14 protein-coding genes and 2 tRNA genes are annotated in these 19710 nt (G+C 50.2%); 1 reads left to right on the plus strand and 15 read right to left on the minus strand.

Features of this window, described 5'->3' with window-relative positions; all coding sequences use genetic code 11:
* The 7 genes from NT002_10020 to NT002_10050 form a co-directional block, all read right to left on the minus strand.
* Window positions 1–2253: hypothetical protein (locus NT002_10020; protein ID MCX6829602.1), on the minus strand; the 2253-nt coding region annotated here is incomplete at its 3' end.
* A gap of 115 nt (window positions 2254–2368) precedes the next feature.
* Window positions 2369–5764 carry a hypothetical protein gene (locus tag NT002_10025; GenBank protein ID MCX6829603.1) on the minus strand — a complete coding sequence of 1132 codons (3396 nt, stop codon included), beginning with the start codon at window positions 5762–5764 and terminating at the stop codon, window positions 2369–2371.
* Window positions 5757–6122 carry a hypothetical protein gene (locus NT002_10030; GenBank protein ID MCX6829604.1) on the minus strand — a complete coding sequence of 122 codons (366 nt, stop codon included), beginning with the start codon at window positions 6120–6122 and terminating at the stop codon, window positions 5757–5759. The genes NT002_10025 and NT002_10030 overlap by 8 nt, the downstream gene beginning before the upstream one ends.
* A gap of 45 nt (window positions 6123–6167) precedes the next feature.
* Window positions 6168–6863, minus strand: coding sequence for a hypothetical protein (locus tag NT002_10035; protein MCX6829605.1), 696 nt, complete (start codon window positions 6861–6863; stop codon window positions 6168–6170).
* Window positions 6864–6899: 36 nt separating this feature from the next.
* Window positions 6900–11156, minus strand: coding sequence for a hypothetical protein (locus NT002_10040; protein ID MCX6829606.1), 4257 nt, complete (start codon window positions 11154–11156; stop codon window positions 6900–6902).
* A gap of 510 nt (window positions 11157–11666) precedes the next feature.
* Window positions 11667–12026: a transposase gene (locus NT002_10045; GenBank protein MCX6829607.1), complete on the minus strand. Its 360-nt coding sequence runs from the start codon at window positions 12024–12026 to the stop codon at window positions 11667–11669.
* Between the two features lie 2 nt (window positions 12027–12028).
* Window positions 12029–12922: a transposase gene (locus NT002_10050; GenBank protein ID MCX6829608.1), complete on the minus strand. Its 894-nt coding sequence runs from the start codon at window positions 12920–12922 to the stop codon at window positions 12029–12031.
* Window positions 12923–13019: 97 nt separating this feature from the next.
* Between NT002_10050 and NT002_10055 the strand changes: the two genes are divergently transcribed.
* On the plus strand, window positions 13020–13508 hold the full coding sequence (locus NT002_10055; protein ID MCX6829609.1) for a hypothetical protein: 489 nt from the start codon (window positions 13020–13022) through the stop codon (window positions 13506–13508).
* Here NT002_10055 and NT002_10060 read toward each other — a convergent pair.
* The 8 genes from NT002_10060 to alaS form a co-directional block, all read right to left on the minus strand.
* Window positions 13500–13574 (minus strand) — tRNA-Asp (locus NT002_10060). The genes NT002_10055 and NT002_10060 overlap by 9 nt on opposite strands.
* 58 nt (window positions 13575–13632) lie before the next feature.
* The gene (locus NT002_10065) at window positions 13633–13884 is read right to left on the minus strand and encodes a GIY-YIG nuclease family protein (protein MCX6829610.1); all 252 of its coding nucleotides are present in this window, start codon (window positions 13882–13884) and stop codon (window positions 13633–13635) included.
* Between the two features lie 218 nt (window positions 13885–14102).
* A tRNA-Val gene (locus tag NT002_10070) sits at window positions 14103–14176 on the minus strand.
* Entirely contained in the window at window positions 14167–14424 is a 258-nt protein-coding gene (locus tag NT002_10075; protein MCX6829611.1) for a hypothetical protein, read from the minus strand. The genes NT002_10070 and NT002_10075 overlap by 10 nt, the downstream gene beginning before the upstream one ends.
* A 42-nt stretch (window positions 14425–14466) precedes the next feature.
* Window positions 14467–15726, minus strand: a complete 1260-nt coding sequence (locus NT002_10080) for an O-antigen ligase family protein (protein MCX6829612.1) — start codon at window positions 15724–15726, stop codon at window positions 14467–14469.
* The gene (locus NT002_10085; protein ID MCX6829613.1) at window positions 15723–16313 is read right to left on the minus strand and encodes an SIS domain-containing protein; all 591 of its coding nucleotides are present in this window, start codon (window positions 16311–16313) and stop codon (window positions 15723–15725) included. Before NT002_10085 ends, NT002_10080 begins: the two co-directional genes overlap by 4 nt.
* Window positions 16310–17071 (minus strand): geranylgeranylglyceryl/heptaprenylglyceryl phosphate synthase, encoded by a 762-nt coding sequence (locus NT002_10090; protein ID MCX6829614.1) that lies wholly within the window; start codon window positions 17069–17071, stop codon window positions 16310–16312. Before NT002_10090 ends, NT002_10085 begins: the two co-directional genes overlap by 4 nt.
* Entirely contained in the window at window positions 17072–19708 is a 2637-nt protein-coding gene (gene alaS, locus NT002_10095; protein ID MCX6829615.1) for an alanine--tRNA ligase, read from the minus strand. It lies immediately after the preceding gene.
* Between the last annotated feature and the right edge of the window lie 2 nt (window positions 19709–19710).

Genomic DNA, 19710 nt, shown 5'->3' on the forward strand with positions numbered 1-19710 from the left:
TCTGACATCGGAAGCAACCGGCAGACTGAACCTGATCTCAGTCGTCGGATTGAAAGGATTGGGATAATTCTGTGACAGACTGAAAACGGCCGGAAGCTCTAACCCTTCCTCCGGTTTATACATGATATTCGGGGTCATCAAAGGTATGATCCCAGCCGGGATCTTCTCCATCATGTGCATCCTTCTCAGATTGATATATGCCGTGTAATAATTATCTCTGCCACCAGACACATAAAGACCAGCAAAATGAGTGATAGCCTGACTCGCCGTGGCTCCATCATTACTGATAACGGCTCGCTGATTCTGCCGACCCGATGCAATGTTCAACATATTAGTCAGCAAGGCACGGGCAGCATGAGCATCGTAAGAACCCTCATAAAAACCCAAAAATGACTCATAAACATCATCAAAGGTAAGAGGCCGCGGCCCAGAAGCATAGGTAACACCCTCAATCTGAATCGCAAAACCATCACCCCTCAGATAAAAATGACCGTAAATCGTATTACAATACCGATCAATGTCAGCCCGAGTTATCTCCGAACGAAGACCGTCTTTGACATACTTAAGCTGCGATTTCCACCACCAAATATTCTTCACCTTGCCCGTAGCCGTCGGTGTAAACTGGAATGAAATCTCGCTGCATGGATAACCATTTACCGTCACCAACTGCGCCCCCAACGGAATCACCACAAAACCCATCGGAACGACCGGCTCAACAAGGTAATCCCCATTGGTCAAATCATCAAACGCCAGATTGCCCATGTTGTCTGTATAACCATTGCCAACATAATTACCCAACCCATCCCTCACAATTATCTCGATTCCTTCCATTCCGATCGATTGGGTTTTGGTATTGATACAGATGCCACCCTCCGGCAACCCCCCCAGCGTCACATTCACCGTCACTTCACAGGTGTCCGCTCCACAGCCATTGGCCGCAATCACCTCAAATGGATAACACCCCGAACCGGTCACTATGAAACAGAGTTGATCATTCGACCACGTCGCCCCCGAGACCGTCACATTCTGATAGTTGCTCACCGGCAGATTCACACAGACTTCCCCAGGTGAGCAAACAATAACCTCCAACGCCGTCGACGGACAATTGATCTCCGGCAACCCCCCCAGCGTCACATTCACCGTCACCTCACAGGTGTCCGCTCCACAGCCATTGGTCGCAATTACCTCAAGAGGATAAGACCCCGAACCGGCCGCGTGAAAGCAGAGCGTGTCATTGCCCCAAGTCCCGCCGTCCACCGCAACATTATCGTAGTTACTCACCGGCAGGCTGACGCAAACGTCACCATATCCGCACAGCGATACCATTATCGGTACAGGACAATTTATGATGGGAACGTCGCATGCAAAAGTGGCGTGGATGCTATGCTCAGCCGTCACATTCGTGAATGTGTAGCTGGTCAGCGGGCCTACCGACCCGCCGTCAACCACCACATCAAGAACATGATAACCTACGTTCGCCGTGATCGTAAAAGTCTGATCGGAACCGTGAGTAACGCCAACTGATCCGCTCGGGCTAATAGAACCGCCCAAACCGGCGCTCGCCGTGATTGTATGCGTGCCAATACTCTGTAAAATGCACGCACCGGCATTCTGGGGACTTGTTCCGGAAACAAGAAATGAATAAGCTGCAGAACCGCTTGTGGCCCCTTCTATAGTAACGAAGACGGAATCACCCGCAGCATAAGAAAGGACTTCGCCGGTCAAGGAATTTTTCAAATTGCCCAAGTTAAGGTTCCAGATGCCTCCACTGTTTGTGAAGCCACTAAGGGAATGGGAAAGAATATTCCCGGATTTCAGACGAACAGATGCCAGCTTTCCGATGGCGGGGGTGACACCGCCGGACTCATACACGGTACCATAAATGACATAAGGAGTTCCGGTGCCTGCGCTGGATGTGGCAAAATGATAAAATCCTCCGGAATTGTCATCGACATATGCTCCCGATGTGACTTCAATAAAGTAACCGGTCCCTGATGCCAACCCGCTGATTTCAACGAGATGTATCTGACCGTCGGGTCTATTATCGCATTTGCTTGATCCCAGGGCTGATGTTGTTCCGTAATTCACGCAACCATTCAGATTCTCTTCTGTCGTCCAAGAGATCGTTATTGAAGAACTGGTGACATTTGACACGACAACGTTGTGAATCTGAGCAAATACCGGAGAGAATGCAATAATGCTGAAAGCAACTGCAAACGTGACTATCTTGAAACAATTCCTTAAAGAAAGCATAGTACCACTCCTCTATAGATGCTCCTCTCGTGAGGAATAGGCCAGACCCCGGCACTTATGCCCGGAGGCCCGGATTTGTTATAAGACGACTTTATTTCTTTCGTCCACCCCAATATCAACAACCGGCACATGGGGCAGAACCGTTGCGGTAAACGAACCTGATCAAACTGACTATGTCTCTGATATTGATGACACCAGAACAATCCACATCACCGACCTCTAAAGTGACAGGAGGTATGCTACTTCCGCCCTTATAGAGCCATACAATTAGTCTGGTAATGTCGGACAGGTTTATTACGCCGGACCCGTCAATATCACCACAAAGTGCAAACCTCTCTAATTCGCTTACTTTGCAGTTCTGGGGACTCATATCCGCGACAACTATCGTATCAACCGCGGAATAATTACTGTCTGCCAGAAATTCAAGAAGAACCGTATCCCCTGTTCCGAATAATTCAACTCCGTTGGATACGGCGCTCTTCAGATTCCCCAAGTTAAGCATCCAGCCCCCCTTGTTATTTGTTGTCGCAAGAAGAGCAAATGAAAACTCAGCATTCCTTTTCAAAGCGGCCGACACCTGCGCATTACTGACACTGTCGCCGGTTGACTTCCGAATAACTTGGCCATAGAGAATAAAAGGCTTCCCCGCCCCCACCTTTGTAGTCGTAAATGAGTAGAATCTGCCGTTGTTATTGTCGATTACACCAGGCAGCGAAATTTCAAAATAATAGGTCGTATTCTCCGACAAGTTACTTAGGGTAACCGTGTGCATACTACCCGGAACGGTCGTTTCGAATTTGGTTAACCCCAGGGAAGTGGAGGTTCCGTAGTTCACTGAGCCGGAAGTGATCCCATCCGTGCACCAGGCTATGACCGCCGAGGAACTACTTAGATTGCCGACCTTCAGTCTGCTGACGCTCGCCGCTCCCGATGCAAAAGCCTTGCGGGAAATACTGACCGGAATGGGTTTCGATAGCCCCGCTGCATCAAAGGCCAGCGCAGAGAGCGGTTCAATGCTCCGAACCGTTTCTCCAACGGCCAGAATGGCAGGATTAATGGTCAAGGGCTTGCTGGCTTCATTATTGGTTTCATCCAATTCAGCTATGGTATTGGCCAGATCGGCTATTCCGTATATTTGAGCGACCCCGGAGCCGCCGAATGTGAACGTGCTCCCATAAAAATCGCTGGAGCCACCGGGGGGTATGTCGACCGGAATATTTCCCGAGGCCATCCGAGTTCCGCCGGCATGGGGATCTCCCAGATATATATCCAATCGCGGCGTGCGGGCAGTATCGGTGCCAATATTGTTGATATTAACATAGATCCCTACCGGAACGCCGGCAGTGGCCGGGTTCTGGCTAAACATTATATCATTGGTCGTCACTAACAGGTCGGGGAGTTTGGGAATCGGTATAGTATCGCAAGTATGAGTGCACCACTGGGAGGTCTGATTCGCTTTTACGAAATATCCGTTTCCGGGAGTAACGGAAAAATCCTCACCGATGAAGACATCTTCCGCGATTTCGGCCGCGGAAACCCACATTTGCAGAAGCGGATCCCAGTGGTGGGCCTCTACACAGGAATTGATGTCATCTATCAGACTATAAGCGGTATAGCAGGCATCTTCGTTGGGGACGGATACAATATTGAGTCCCTGCTGAAGGTCGGTGCACTCGTGCACGGTTGCCCGCCGCCCCAAAAAGCCGGCACTGCTGCTTCCCGTAACACGTGCAAAAAATCCGTCACGAAGAGCAATCGGGAATTCCTCGCCGATAATCACGCCTCCTCCGATATCCACGGCACTAATCCATCGCTGATTGACCCTGTCCCATCCATCGATTTCATTGCAGAGGCTTATCTGAGGAATCATCAGATAGGATGACAGAGCACTGAGAGGGGTCAGAGGTAATCCCAAAAGGGTCAAACCGGCATTCAGGGGATAAGAACGCGACTGCAAACCGACTCTCAGAGTATCGTTATTGCAGTTGTTGAACTCACTTATTTCTCTTATGACGTTGTTAATATCGGCACAGGCATAGATGACGTAATTGCCTTCGATAGAAAAATAATTGCCCATATTAAGATTAAGAGTAAACTTGGAACCGGGAGCAATTGAAGAGATGATGTATGGAGAGGACAGCAAAGGTATGCCTCCGGCCTGTGGATCGCCATCCCAGAAATCGATGGGCACACCGGTGGCAGCAACCTCGCCCGTGTTCCAGACCGTGGCGATCACTGCGACTTCGTCGATGATTTCGGGCTCTGCAGGATCGAATGTGATGCAATTATACGTCATGACCAGGTCGGGTGGAAAGTATACATGAATCGTCTTTAGGCTGGTATTATTTAGCTTTTCCGGCTCCCGAATCGTATTGGCCGGGTCGATAACAACATAAATATTATGGTCACCGGCCAGGTGGAGAGTGTTCCAGGTCACCTGCACGATACTGGAGGCGCCGGGGGCGAGAGACGCGATAGTGGCATCGGTGCCGATTTGCACGCCACCAAGTGTCGGGTTGCCGTCAAAAATTTGCACCAGAATATTGCTGGCAGCAAGCACACCGCGGTTGCGGATTGTGGCGGTGATAGTAACAATATCGGAATCAACCGGCGCAGGCTTGGAGAGCACAATATCCGATGCGGAAATAGCCAGGTCGGGGCCGACATAATTAAGGCCATAGATAGCTTTGGCGGTACTATAGGCGTCCTCATTCCAACTGCCATCGGGAAGCTGACTGGTCTCGAGGTAGCTAATGGCGTTGGTCACTTCCGAGCCGGTATAACCGCCTTTGATAAGAGCGGCGAGCGCCAAGCCGGTTTCGTAGGGATTACTGACCGCACCGGTACCGAAACCGCCATCGGGGTGTGGCTGAGTGCGCAGCCAATTGACGCCGCGCCGTATTGGCACGGCAAGACTGAAGTCGCCGGCATAGGCGGTAAGGGCGATGAGTGCATGGGCGGTATAGAAAACCCGGCTGGAATCGCCTGATACAAAGGCCCAGCCGCTGTCGGCATTCTGATCAGAGGTAAGGAAATTCACACCCTGCCCGAGCTTGGTCATATTGGAATAGAGAGTCGCCCGAAGCGCCCGAAGCGAAAGCGCGGTTTCGAGATTATTGCCGGCATAATTTTTCTGGTAACCCCATCCCCCGTCGGCGCTCTGCATATTGGCAAGGCTATCGACCAGATAGGCGGGCACACTACCTTCTCTGGCCGATGCGGTGGCCATGATTTTGCGGGCAAGGTAATCGTTCGAACTGGTGCGAGTGGAACTGATGGCATTGAGGCCGTTATTGATGACAATTGAGTCGGCATCAAGCGCATTGAGGGCATCAACGACAACCGCCGCATCGCGGAATGGGGTCTGCTTATTTACCCCCCAAAAGCCGGAGATATCCTGATTGGTCACCAGCCAGTTGGCACCGCTATTAATGGAAGAAATCTGGGCCACGACATTGCTACTAAAGATAGCAAAGAAGGCAATCATACATCCAGCCATTAACTTACTCATTTTTCCACCTTATCCTTTTCTTAAAAATAGGGTCGGCTGCAGGATACTTGCACTCAAGAGGCCCTGAATTGCCCTCTATCCTTTGCAGATCAATGCAGTATCGGCACCCATCCTGAACAGGAAATCCGCGACAACCGCCGCATCGCGGAATGGGATTTGCCCATTTCCCCCCCCCCAATCCCGAGACGTCCTGATTGGTCTCTAGCCATGACACACAATTTGAAATGGCAACTCCCTGGGCCGCGGTGGGAACGGTGACAGTCACAGCCACTGGAACCGCCGCCACCAGAATCTCTTTGAATCCGCGCTCATACATAGCAACGAGCTTCTTGCTCATCCTTTCAGGTACCTGGCTCACCTTGGACTGCCTCCGACCACCAATAAGAAACCCAGCCACCAAACACTATTTTATTGTCTTGAGCCGATCGACACATTCGCTAATGACATCCCCAAGAGTCTTTGCCTTTTCTGCGCTCACCTCAATGACTGGAGTACTGTCGTTGATAAATCTCATCAAGCGCGGAAGGACATCAATATTTCTCATATCTGCAAGAATGCGGGCCGACATAGCTCGTCGCTCGGCAGGTGCCCGCCTGTCCTCAACTACACGCAGTAACAATTCTTGTGCATCCGGGTGATATTTCATCAACTCAACCGCTTCGGGGTGTGTAATTGACCATGCTTGAAGGAGTCTGTCGGCTCGATCGCCGGGAGTCCGTGCCACCGCCATCCATATCGCTTTCTTGGCATCCATATCGCTAATAGACCGTTCAAGATATTTCAGCGCCGAGTCCTCCCGTTGTAGGAACAACTCTCGCGAGAAGCAATACAAACTCGTCGAATCCTCCGACGGCTTGAGCTTAGGAGACGGGTCGAGGGTCTGTGCCAACTTGAGATATGACACCAGGCGCGTCTCCTGCGGTAGTTGCTTCATCCTCGCCACCGATTTCATGAATGGCCGGGTAGAAATGCTATCCGCCATAGTGTGACCACTGTCAATAATGCTGGCGTTTTCATGGTATGAGCTCTGACCATAAGAAAAGCCACATACTAGAGTCGCAACGACAACCAGCGCGTCTATCTTTGTTACAATTTTCATCAGATATCCTCCATACAAATAATAGTGCCACCCTGTCTATTCCAGAAGCCACTCCGTTAGTGTAACTGCATTGAGTCGCGACGCATTGTCCATCAAGAATGCCTCCTGTGTTGCTCCGGGCTTCCTATGTTGATTAAGGAACAACTTGATATTGGCTAGTGTTTCTACGCCCAATGGATGTCCGTAGAATCGGGCTAAGTCAGCATCACTGTTCGTCATTTGAATCACGTTTTCGCCTTGCCACGCTATTTCAGCAGGGTCAACATCTGGGTTTTTGACATAACGCCAATCCCCAAACAAGTAGCGCGAATGCTGCTCACTACTACTATGCGGCGGTTGCGTGCTGCTGTTGCTATTGAACGTGATGCTGGGAAATCTTGTACTAAACTCTGTTCTGCCTGCACTCGAACTGCACTCCTCGTAGCATTCTAGAATGGCCCGAAACCATACCATCCGTATAGCGCCATTGCACTCGACACCGAACTCCTCACCCGGAGGTTGCACAGAAAACAGGTTGTCTATGGCATCGCCGGAATTGACAGCCACCCGAGTTGTTATGCCATTTCCGTCCTGTATCCAATATGAATTGCTTGGATATACATTGGTCATCTTGCCGCCCCAACTGAACTTTATTCCAGATAAACCCTGGTCAATGGAGGCCTGCACAACATTGCGACGGAGAATTAGTTCAATGGACGAGAACATATGTACCTCGTCACTCGCAATCTCTGCTCCATCAGCATCCTTTACGGTAACCTTGATAGCGACATCAACGCTAGGTTTTATCCCCTCAACATATAAATCTACATCATGGGCCGCGAGTCCCGCCAGATCCCCGCTGGGAGAGGCAAAATCGAGCGAATACTCCCGGAGTAGTCGACTTGCCGACGATTCAAATACATGCAACACATTCGTCGGCGTGACGGATAGTCCCAACGTGCCTGAACTGAGGCCATCGCAAGGCCGCTTGATCGTCAGTTTCACAATATCGTCATCCCGGACGCCAATTGTTTCGTCGGCCTTATCTTTGATTCCGTTGCCATCGTCATCGTCATCATTGTCAAAGAGAATGAGATTGTGAGCATCCTCCTCCTCAGATTCTGATACCTGCGCGCCAGGTTCGGCGATTGTACCAGGTAGATGCCCTACCAAGTCTACCGTAATCGCAGTAACGCCTATCGTTTTGCTTCCACACTCCGCACCCGCCAAGATAGCAATGACTGAGGTGGTTCCCACATCTCCGGCCTCGATACTCAGTGAAGGCGTAGATCCGGACACTGTGGCCACAGCGGCATTACCTGTCTCAAACGACACCGGGGCACCGGCAGGCTTCACAGTGATTTTCATGGGTTTGCTACCACCACTACAAAGACTGAACTGGCCAGATGGGAACTCCACTTTCGCGATACTAACCCGCTTTTCCACACCTGTGCACTGTGAGCACGGGCTGCCATCGCCTCCGGCGCTGAAGACAAACTCGCCAGGCCCCCAGAGTGTCGCAATCAATGAGATAGGGATGGGTACCCAATACTGTTTATTCGTAGATGTTGTTACTATAGAGCAGGTGCCATTCCTGTCTCTGCCGTAATAATTAACAGTCGGCACGGTGAAAGTCCAGAAATCCCAACTGTCGGCACAATACCAGCCGTTGGAGCTGGACGGGCTGACGGTCACCGTCCCTACGGCCTGCGAGCATTGGATTCTCCAAAACCAGAGAAACCACGGGTCAACCCACACCCACACCGTCGCGCCGCCATTATGGCCGCCGGAAATTATATATCCTGCTGCACAGGTAACCGGGTCAATATCAATGTACCCGGTGCCACTCCAATCGTAATAGGTAAAATCGCGCTGCGGAATAATCACATGGTGTCCCTTTGCCAGCGCGCTGTTGACCGCATTACGGATAGAACTAGGATGATTGAATCCGGGGCAGTCTGCGGCAATACTTGTCGTGATTTCGCAGATGGCGATTCCGGAATCGACAGCCAATTCCAGGATCTTGACCGCGGAAATAGCCTCCTCCTCGAAACGGACCTCAAACAGCCGGTTTTCTTCAATAGAGCCGGCGGCTCCGCCCAACCGCATGAAATCACACGCGTTACCGGTGCCGTCCACAGAGAATGGGCCAACGATTTTGCGGTCGGCATCGACAATCATGCCGGTCCATTCCATCGAGATGGGATCGCCCCAAATATTATACAAGACCGTCACAGAATTTTCTACAATTGCCTCGGAAACATCGTTCATGACCACTATGTGCAACAATTCGCTAATGTTGTCGTCCGCCATATCGCAGTTGCTTAAATAGGTCAGGGCGAGCTGGTGCTGCTCCTGCCCGAGCATGTTTTCTTCACAGGTTGTAGTAGGTTCACCGAATAACGACGGGGAAGCATCCTCGGTATCGATGCCTATTCCCTGGTAATTGCCTGCAGTGATATTGTTGTAAACTGTGGGCATTTGATTGGAAGACCCCAAAGGCGCCATGAAATGCATATCAGAGTAATGTATTGTTCCCATTACCACGGAGCCTGTGCCGCGAGCGACCTCGCAGCCATCAATCTTCAGAACCGGCTGCAAATCAACAAGATATGGAGTGGAGACGTTGAAAATCCCTTCGGCGTCATCTATTATCTGCTGGTCGGCGGGGGTCGCTCCGACATATGAAATCGTTACCTGCTTGAGGACAATCTCCGGCAGGTTGGTTGTATAATCCAGATTCATCATCCCGTAATCATCATATAGGTGAAACCGGATATAATATCTCTTGTCTGTCGGGATAGCCGAGAATTCACCATCTCTTGAAAGCAGATCGTAAGGCAAGGTCCCGGGGATAATGCCATCGGTCTCCTTAATAACTGTGCGGCTTGTCATTATGTCTTCGAGAGTGGCACCCGGATGGTATACCGCCAGGGAATCAAGCAACATCTGTTTGAACACTTCGCCCGGCGTCTCCGGCTTCATTCCCGATAAAATGTAATCCCGGACGAAGGCTTCGGCGTTGAACCCGATCTCGGCGGGGAAGTTAATGCCGGGCTTATAATTATATTGCTTGAAAGTTGGGTCGAGCGGGACCCACATATAGCCGGTAGAGTCATTTAATGCGCCGCGATAATTGATAAACGGAATCCAGGCTTCAACCCAAACACGCTGGCATTCAATAGCCACCGGTCCTGTCGGCCCATTGACCAATATCCCCTCCATCCCGCATGTGGTGAGAATGCTGGCGGCGTTTCCCGGATCATCAATCCCCAACCAGTTGGTGGCCTGCTCGATAGTCATCTCGACCTGCCCGGTTACATATCGGGCCGGAATTCCGGAAACTCTCAGCAATGCTATCAATAATGAAGCCTGGTCGTAATCGTTCCCACGCCTGTCATCAAGCGTCTTCTGCGAGCCCTTTCTGGAGCCGAGATAAGGTTCGAATTCGAATTTGTCTCTGACGAAATTATAAATCTCAAGCGGCGAATGATTTAGAGAATCGGCCAGAGCGGTAATCTCGGGAGTGAACTTAACGTCAATCGTGGTATCCAAATCGGCAGGGCCGTAATTCTTCAGCAACCTTGAAATCGTCGGGCTCAGCTTGATGGCCGCGTTCTCCCCTTCACTCCGCTGGATTACGGGAGCACGCCTTACGTCCATCATAACCGGCAAAGGCTGGCTGTTTAATAAGGGTGGTTCAGGCGAAACATAGTTCTCGCCAAAATATCGTTCTAAGTCCAATATCACTTGAGCCACAACTGATTGATTTCGAGAGGTCCAGGCGGTCTCCAGATTTTCCATGAGGGACAAGAGTTGGTCGGCGGCAAGATTGTGGCGTTCCACAAACTTGGCAAATCTGGCCAGCTTCTCCTGGCTGTATCCCCGGCTTCTGAAATCGGACTCGGATTCTCCGAATTTCAGTTTAAGTGCCTGATTGCTGTTGATCAATTCCTGTCTAAGATCAAGTAGTTCCACCAGGTTAGGGGAATCCAATAGGCCGTCATCAGCAATCGACTTTACATTTTGCACCAACCCCCGGCATCTAATGACCAATTGTAAATAATCGCCCTGTTCATGAGGCTGGTTATTGATTTCAGGACCCATAACCCGTTTGTACAACTCGAGCCCCGCGGTGCTCCTGGCGACCGGGACCTTTGCTGATGAAGTAGGCGAGGATATTGGAACTTCTTCCAGATCAAGGACTTTCTGATTGCCCTTGTAGAGTGCGGCCCCTTGCGATAATGCTGTCAGGGGGGAACAGAGAATGACTATGGTTAAGCATGTAAGCACGCTGACAGATCTTGTTTTCATTTGCCTCCCGAAACAAAATCCAAATCTTTAGTGAGCGGAAGCGTCCTTCCGACCTCAACATTCTACTCAAATATACGGGTGTGCTCGGGCCCGTTAGCCAATCACAGATGCTATGGTCAGAAAGAAAACATCTGCAGTAAACCAAACTCCTTGCTGAGAACCTATATTGTGGATATTGGCTTGTCAAGTACTTTTTTAATAAAATTATTTGATGCCACTAATGATTGGCCTGAGCGTGCAATTGGTTGCGTACTTTCCATAATCAATGATACAATGAATATTCTCGGGCTCGCCCCAAAGGATCGATTTTGTCCCTTAATTCGCTGCCGATTCTCCGGCTTCATCTTCAGAGTGCAGCACTAATTGGCAATACTATTGCAAAGAGTTTGTTTGGTGTAGCGGTTCAGCAGAAGTCGGACACGGAAGGGCTTTTAGTTAGGACGTGATTCTTGTAGATTAGTCTTAGCGAAAGGAGCAGAGCTCATGTCAATAGTTGTGTAAATTCATATTTCAAGCAGCGGCCTTTTCACGTTTTTTCTTTTCAATTTTGACCTCTAATCCGTTCTCGAATTTGATTCTTTCGATAACCTTTTGAACCATCTGGGGAGCATTGATGCGACGCCAACGTTTCTGCGCCCTAGCAATCAGTTGGAAGATCAGATAGAGCGCCGAACGTGTTGATTTAATCCTCCGGGCAGCGTTGGTGCGAAGTTTCACTGACGCAAAGATCGATTCAATGGGATTGGTGGTTTTGAGTGAGGGCAGGTGGTCCCGGGGATAAGAATAATATGTCAGAATCCGCCGTGGCGGACCGGTCTTTGAGGAGACATCCCACGGCCCGCGGATACTCTTCGTGGTAGCGCCGGGCAAATCTATCCATCAATCCCAAAGCCTGTTCTTTGGTCGAGGCGTAATACATCTCCTGTAAGACAACCTTCACCTCCTTCTGCCGCCGTTTGGGGAAATGGTTCAAAACATTGCGCATCCTGTGACACCAACAGCGCTGATCCGCCACGGCGGACTTGGGGGTAAACCTCCGTCACGGCCGCCCACAACCCCAAAGCCCCATCGCCTATCAATAGCCGGGGACTCGCCACTCCTCGGGCTTTGAGGTCCCGCAAAACCTCACTCCAACTCTCTTTCGACTCGCGATATCCTTCCAGGATCGCCAACGGTTCTTTCTCGCCATTCTCGTTGAGGCCCGGAACCACCAGAAGAGCCGTCTTGTCTTCGGCCAAGCCCGCCTTGGGATATATCCCGTCGCACCAGAGATAAAGATATTGATGATCCGAGAGTGACTGCCCGCGCCAGATCTCATACTCTCCTTGCCACTTCTCCTTCAGGCGCGTTACCGAGGCCGGCGACAGACTGGCCGCCTCACCCAGCAAACCCCGCAAGGCCAACTCAAAATCTCCCGTCGCCAAACCCTGTAAGTAAAGCTCCGGAATCAACTTCTTAACACCCTCCGATTGCCTCTGATAAGAGCCCAAGACCCTCGATTCGAAAGGCTCCAGGCTTTCCCTGACGCGAGGCGCTTGGAGCTCCACCGTGCCACTACCCATGGCCACCTTACGTTTCTTGCCGTAACCGTTGCGATAGCCGTTAAACTCCCCGGCCCGCTCATACCGCCCACGACCCAAAAAATCCACCACCTCGCGCTCCAAAACATCCCGCAGCATCCGCAAAGAACCCTCACGGGCGATCTCATCCAGGCTTTCCCGCAACTTATCGATTGACTCAACTTTCAAATCATCATACCTTGACATCAGCGTATCCTTTCCTTGGTCGCGAATCCCTTCACGACCGTTTCGGTTAAAAACTCACCGAAAGGCTACGCTACTTTTTTATCAATTTCCACACCTTTTGAAATTAACTCTCAATCGGCTACAAGTTAATCAAGATGATATTGAATCTATCAAACGGGCACTCTTGGATAGTCAAAAAGACAAGATAAAATTCCAGACAGAATCAATAAGTGCTTTAAGGAAAAAATACGATCATACCCGCAGACTACTTGACAGGGCATATGAGGACAAGCTAAGCGGTCTTATTTCTGAGGATCTTTGGCAGAGGAAATCGGCTGAATGGGAGAATGCTTTAATTGATATTCAAATCCAAATCAAGGCCCATGAGAATGCCAATTTCAATTATTATGAAACCGGCAGTGCCATTTTAGAACTGGCTAAGAGCGCATACAACTTATACTTGAATCAAAGCAGGCAGGAACAACGGGAACTGCTGAATACTTTACTATCGAACTGCACTTTCTATCTCGGAACTCTTTATCCCACATACAGAAAACCCTTTGACGTCCTTGCCAAAGGGTCTGATTTTCAATCAAAGCGGGGTTGACGAGACTCGAACTCGCGACCTTCTGCGTGACAGGCAGACGTTCTAACCAAACTGAACTACAACCCCGACTTGCAAAAATATCTCTATTTCAATCATCCGGCAGAAAATGAATCCCAAAAAACTATTATCCGCCTGATTTAATTAGTTCCTCTAACCTTTCTCTATTCTTCCATGACTTCAGTTGTTTTTCTCTTCTGACCGCTTCCGATCGCGATTCGAATTCCTCGCTGTAAGCCAACTCCCAAGGAATCCCACTTCTCGTATATAACGACCTTCCACCATTATGTCTCTGTAACCTGTCAATTAAGTCAGATGTCGATCCAATATAGAACCTGTCCGTCTTACGGCTACGCAATATATACGCATAGAATTTCAATCATCCGAACTCGCGGTCTTCCCGACTATCAGTCGGGACGTTCTAACCAAACTGAACTACAACCCCGACTTAATCAACTATCGATGATCAGATATCTTCTTCTCTATCCATCTCCTGCAGTCAATGCTATCAACCGGTATTTGCTTACCGCTTAAACATTGCCGAAACTGCGAAAGTTTCGACATCAAAAGTCTTTCTCTATCTACCTTATCTTATACTGGGCAGTACTGGACTCGAACCAGTGACCCCCTGCGTGTAAGGCAGGTGCTCTAGCCAACTGAGCTAACTGCCCGATATTCCATCTTTTAGACTATCGGCAGGGGTCTCTTTCCTTCTTCCGTCAATAATGATCGCCACCGGAATCAAGACACAGTAACCCAAAACAAGAAGTATCGGCGCCAGCGTGATGGAACCGGATGCCAGCGAAATGTAGCCCAAGATGATAACCAGCAAGCCGATGCCAAAAATGGCATAATTCTTTGGCCCAAAAGGCCACTCAAACCGAGTCTTCTCGACTTTTTTTACTAATTTCTTTGCCATAACTTTAAACAGCACGCCATTATAATTGGTTACACAGAAATGTCAAGCCTTTTCTATCTTTTCGGCCTCCAGCCCGCCCGGCTTAACCACTGTCAAAGCCCCCCAGAAAACCCCCCAGAGAGCCATCAGGAATAGCCTGATTTCTTCATCGGCGAAGGTCGCCTCATAGGTGGAGGACATCAGAAATGCCGCACTTCCCAAAAAGATCCCGGTCATCACTCCCCGGATGAAGCAATTTTCCTTTAACTTTCGCATAGCCGCCACCATCCGAGCGAGAATCAAGCCCCAGAAGCCAAGATAGAACAGAGCGGCCGGAATTCCGGCATAGGCTGCTATATTCAGGAAATCATTATGCGCATGGCCATAGGTGCGGTCCGATTCCCTGTCGCGAAAAGTCTGATATTGGTCCTCAAAATTACCCTGGCCGACACCGAAAATCGGATATTTTTCTATCATCCGACCGGCGGTTCGCCAAATGGACAGCCGCGAACCGGCATATTTCCCCTCCCATTCGGTCGGTGCCGAAGACGAATAACGGGACAGAATATCCGGGGATACTACTAAAATCACGACAGTGAATGCCGCCAGGAGCAGGATAATTGTCTTAAGATGTTTGCGGCTGGAAACTACAATAAGCAGGACAACCCCGATAGCCAGAACGATAATAGACCCCCGACTGTATGTAAATACGGTCGTCAGCGCAGCCAGGAAAAAGGCGGCATAGAACAGGGCCTTCCGCGACCATTTTTCCGCGGATGGAGCTATCCCCAAGAACAACATGGCTGCCACTGCGAAGAAATTGCCATAGGTCATTCGATTGGAAAAAAGACCCGAAACCCGATACCCATCGCTGGATGGGGCCGGAACCAGCATCCCGCCGTGATAAAGATCATGGCCGGTGAAATGCTGAAAAACAGCATAGAGCGAAATTATTATAACCGATAAAGCCAGAGCCGTCATAAGGATTTTTATCCTCTTCTCATCAATAGCCAGATACGCCGCTATCGGTATCATGAAAAATAACCACTCCTCTTTGAGAACCAGCAGCGATTTAATCGGCGTTGGGCCGACTATGGCCGATAGCACCGACCATCCCACAAATAGCAGGATAAAAAGAAAAAAGGGACCAATATGAAACCGGCCGAGACCTCTATGTTCACCGAAAAAAGAAACGACGGTAAACAGGATCGCCAGCCCAAGAAAAAGCTGGGCCAGAGCATGAGAAAAGGGACAGGAGAAGAAATATCCGATCAGACTATAGAATGCAAGAGATGCCGATTTGAGCAGAATTCGGTCATTCATCCGAAAAGATCACTTTCGACCAGTTCGACCAGAAGATGGATCAGAAAAATCTGCTCCTCCTGAATTCGCTGGACCGAATGATGAGGGATGACCAGCTTTTTATCCACCAGCGCGGCCAGTTTGCCGCCGGTATGACCCAGAAGGGCAACCGTGATAAGCCCCATTTCACGGGCTGTTTCGGCGGCATGCAGAAGGTTGGCGGAATTGCCTGAGGTGGAAATCAGAAAAAGCATATCCCCTTTATGCGCCAGCCCCTGAATCTGGCGAACAAAGACATTTTCAAATCCGAAATCATTGGCGGCAGCGGTGACAATGGCAGAATCAGCCGTGAGAGCAATTGCAGGAAGGGATTGGCGGTTTCTTTGAGCGGTCAGCCGGACAATCATCTCCGCGGCCATATGGGAACTATCGGCGGCGGAACCGCCGTTGCCGCATATCAGAATTTTACCGCCGCTTCCTATGACCGCCGAGATCGTTTCGGCCAGGTCAACCAGCGGCCCGGATAATGCCTCGGCCACCTTACGGCGCAACTGTGCGGAATCCTCCGCCTCCCTGAGAATCAGCTCGATTCTTTCCTCTCTGTTCATATCCCCACTCTTTCCTGAGTATGCACGGCAGCGGTGAATTCGCGAAGAAGCGCAGAGTCATTATCTTTCTCGAATTGATTCCCAACCACTACAAAAGATGCTCCCGCTATGATCTTGCTTTCGGCTTCTTCGGGTCGTTTTATCCCACCGCCAACCATTATGGGAATCGTAACGTATTCCGCAACAGCCGCAATCATATCAGCCGGCACCGATTCAACCGTCCCGGAACCGGCCTCCATAAAAACCAATTTCATTCCGAAATATTGTGCCGCCAGAGCATGGGCGCAGGCGATATCGGCTTTATCCGAGGGAATCGGAAAGGTTTGCGAGATATGTTGTACCGATGTATATCTCCCGGATTCAATCAGCATATAGCCGGTCGGTATCGGCTCTAGGCCGTACTCTTTTATAATCGGTGCTCCCTTGACCTGCTCATCAATAAGATATTGCGGATTACGGCCGGAAATGAGCGAAGTAAAAAGAATGGCATCGGCATCAGGGGCAATCTGGCTGTGCGAACCGGGGAAAATTATCACCGGAATACTGCTATGAACTTTAATCTCCCGGACAATCTTATGGAAATTGGTACAGAGCATAAAACTGGTGCCGACCAGAAGAGCATCAACTTCGCAATCCCCCGCCGCTTCGGTCAGAGTGATAATATCTTTTTCGGCAATCCGGTCGGGATCAAGGAGAAGAAAGAAGCCCGCCCCTCTTTCGGCTCTGACTTTCATAAGTCCTTCAAAAACCGATTTCATTTATTTCTTCTCCATCTCCTGCCGCAATTTTTCCTCCACCGCTTTGAATATCAGATCAGCGGTGATATCCAATGGAATCGTCCCCTGCGCGAAAGTTTCTTTGCCGCCGCCGCGACCGCCAAATTGTTTCAAAATATCGCGGGAGATATTTCCGATATGTACTTTCACCCCATTGCCGGCGGAGGACATATAAGTTTTTTTGTCTTCAATAATGCCGATGGCGACGCTTATTATCGGAGTATCGGCCCCTTTGCCGCTGTCGATCCATCCGGCCATCTCATCCTGCTCGACCCGGCCGAAATCATGGTATCGGAAAGTCACGTTGCCGATTTTGATTTCCTGTCCCACGGAAGCCGCCCCACCGGCGAATTTCTCGACCTTAAGTTTCTTATTCTCTTTCTGAAGCTCGAGAAGCTTTTCATTACTATCCTTTATTGCGTCAACGAGCTCCTCTATCGGGCGGTTTACTATACGGCCAATCTCGATAAGAGACCTCTTCTGCTCGCTGATTTTCTGCAGGGCCAGCCGTCCGGTGACCGCCTCGATACGCCTGATGCCCGAGGCGATGCCGGTCTCAAGCGTGATCATAAACGGCCCGATCTGAGAGACTATATCGACATGGGTTCCGCCGCAAAGCTCGCGCGAGAAATCGTCGACCGAGACAACCCGTACCCGACTTCCGTATTTCTCTCCAAAGATAGCCATGGCGCCCGATTTTTTGGCTTTCTCGAGATCATCCTCAACAGTCAGCACCGGGGAACCGGTAAGTACTTTTTCATTGACGATCTTTTCGACTTCGCCGATCTCGTCAGCGGTCATGGGTTTGAAATGGGAGAAATCGAAACGGAGTTTATCCGGGCCGACATATGAGCCGGACTGATGCACATGGTCGCCCAGCACCTGGCGCAGGGCGGCATGAAGAAGATGGGTGGCGGTATGATTCCGCATGATATCCCACCGGCGAACCGAGTCAATCGACATTTCGGCGGCGATATTTCTTAACTGGGAGATTTTATTGTACCCTTTTTCGAAAACATCGCAGACATGCACGGCCGCATCATTGAACTTGAGCAGATAGGCCACTTTTGCCTTGAATCGCTCGGTTTTGATCATCCCCTGATCGCTCACCTGCCCGCCCGCCTCGATATAGAACGGAGTCTTGTCGGGAATAACGGCCAGCCGGTTGACAGTCTGGCCGGGGACCTCGACCGCCTCAATGATCTTCCCGGTCACGGCGAGACTTTCCCTTTCAAACTCGGTACGGCCGTTGAGGGCCGTTTCGTTTTTCTGGAGGATGTCCATCAGTGCCTGAATTTCCTGTCCTTTGGTGTCATCAAACTGAGAGGCGGTTCGCGATTTTTCCTGCTGCTCGGACATTGCATTTTCGAATCCGGTCATATCCAGAGTCAATCCATTTTCTTCGGCCATAACGGCGGTCAAATCGACCGGAAAACCATAAGTATCATACAACTTGAATATCTCGTCACCGGGAATCATCCGGCCGCCGGCGGATTTCAATTTCCCGACGATATCATCAAATAATTCCAGACCGTTATCGAGCGTCCGCCCGAATGATTCCTCCTCCGAGCGAATAACATTTTCGATATGCTCCTGCCGCTGTTTGATTTCCGGATAGACGTCACCCATCATTTTTACCAGGGTCGGTACCAGCTTGTAGATAAACGGCTCGTGTATATCGAGCAGACGGCCGTGGCGGGCGGCGCGGCGAAGAATTCTTCGCAGTACATATCCCTGTTTCTCATTGGAGAGACCGCCGCCATCGGCGATGCAAAAAGTAAGGGCGCGAAGATGGTCGGCGATCACTCGGTGCGAGACACCTTTCTCGCCGGAATCATACATTTTCCCCGATAGCTCGGTAATATGATTCAGAATATCCTGAAACAGGTCGCTTTCATAGTTGGAGTGAGCGTTTTGCATTATTCCCGTGATTCTTTCCAGTCCGGCGCCGGTATCGACTGAGGGACGAGGCAGATTCTCGACCGTGCCGTCGGCTTTCTGATTATATTGCATGAAAACCAGGTTCCAGATTTCGGTGTAGCGGTCGCAAACGCAATTCACAAAACAGGTCGGTTTGCCGCAGCTGTATTTCTCCCCTCGATCATAATGGATTTCGCTGCAGGGGCCGTTGGGACCGGTTTCACCCATCGACCAGTAGTTGTCTTCCTTTCCGAAACGAAGAATCCGCCCGTTTTTCAATTCCGGTGCAATCTTTTCCCAGAGCGCATAAGCCTCATCATCATTATCGTAGACAGTAGCATAGAGCTTGTCGGGCGGAAGCTGCAGAATCCTGGTCACCCACTCCCAGCCGAAAGTTATCGCCTCTTCCTTAAAGTAGTCGCCGAACGAGAAATTCCCGAGCATTTCAAAGAAAGTCTGATGCCGCCCGGTCCGGCCGACATTTTCCAGGTCATTATGCTTCCCCCCGGCCCGCATGCATTTCTGGACAGTTACTGCCCGTTTCTGCTCGGCCTTCTTCTTGCCGGTGAAAATATCCTTGAACTGATTCATCCCGGCATTGGCAAAGAGAATCGTGGGATCATCGAACGGGATTACCGACGATGATTGTATTTCTTTGTGTCCCTTACTTTTAAAGTAATCGACAAACGATTTTCTGATAT

The sequence above is a fragment of the Candidatus Zixiibacteriota bacterium genome, from assembly GCA_026397505.1.
In the GTDB taxonomy this organism is placed as follows: domain Bacteria; phylum Zixibacteria; class MSB-5A5; order GN15; family PGXB01; genus JAPLUR01.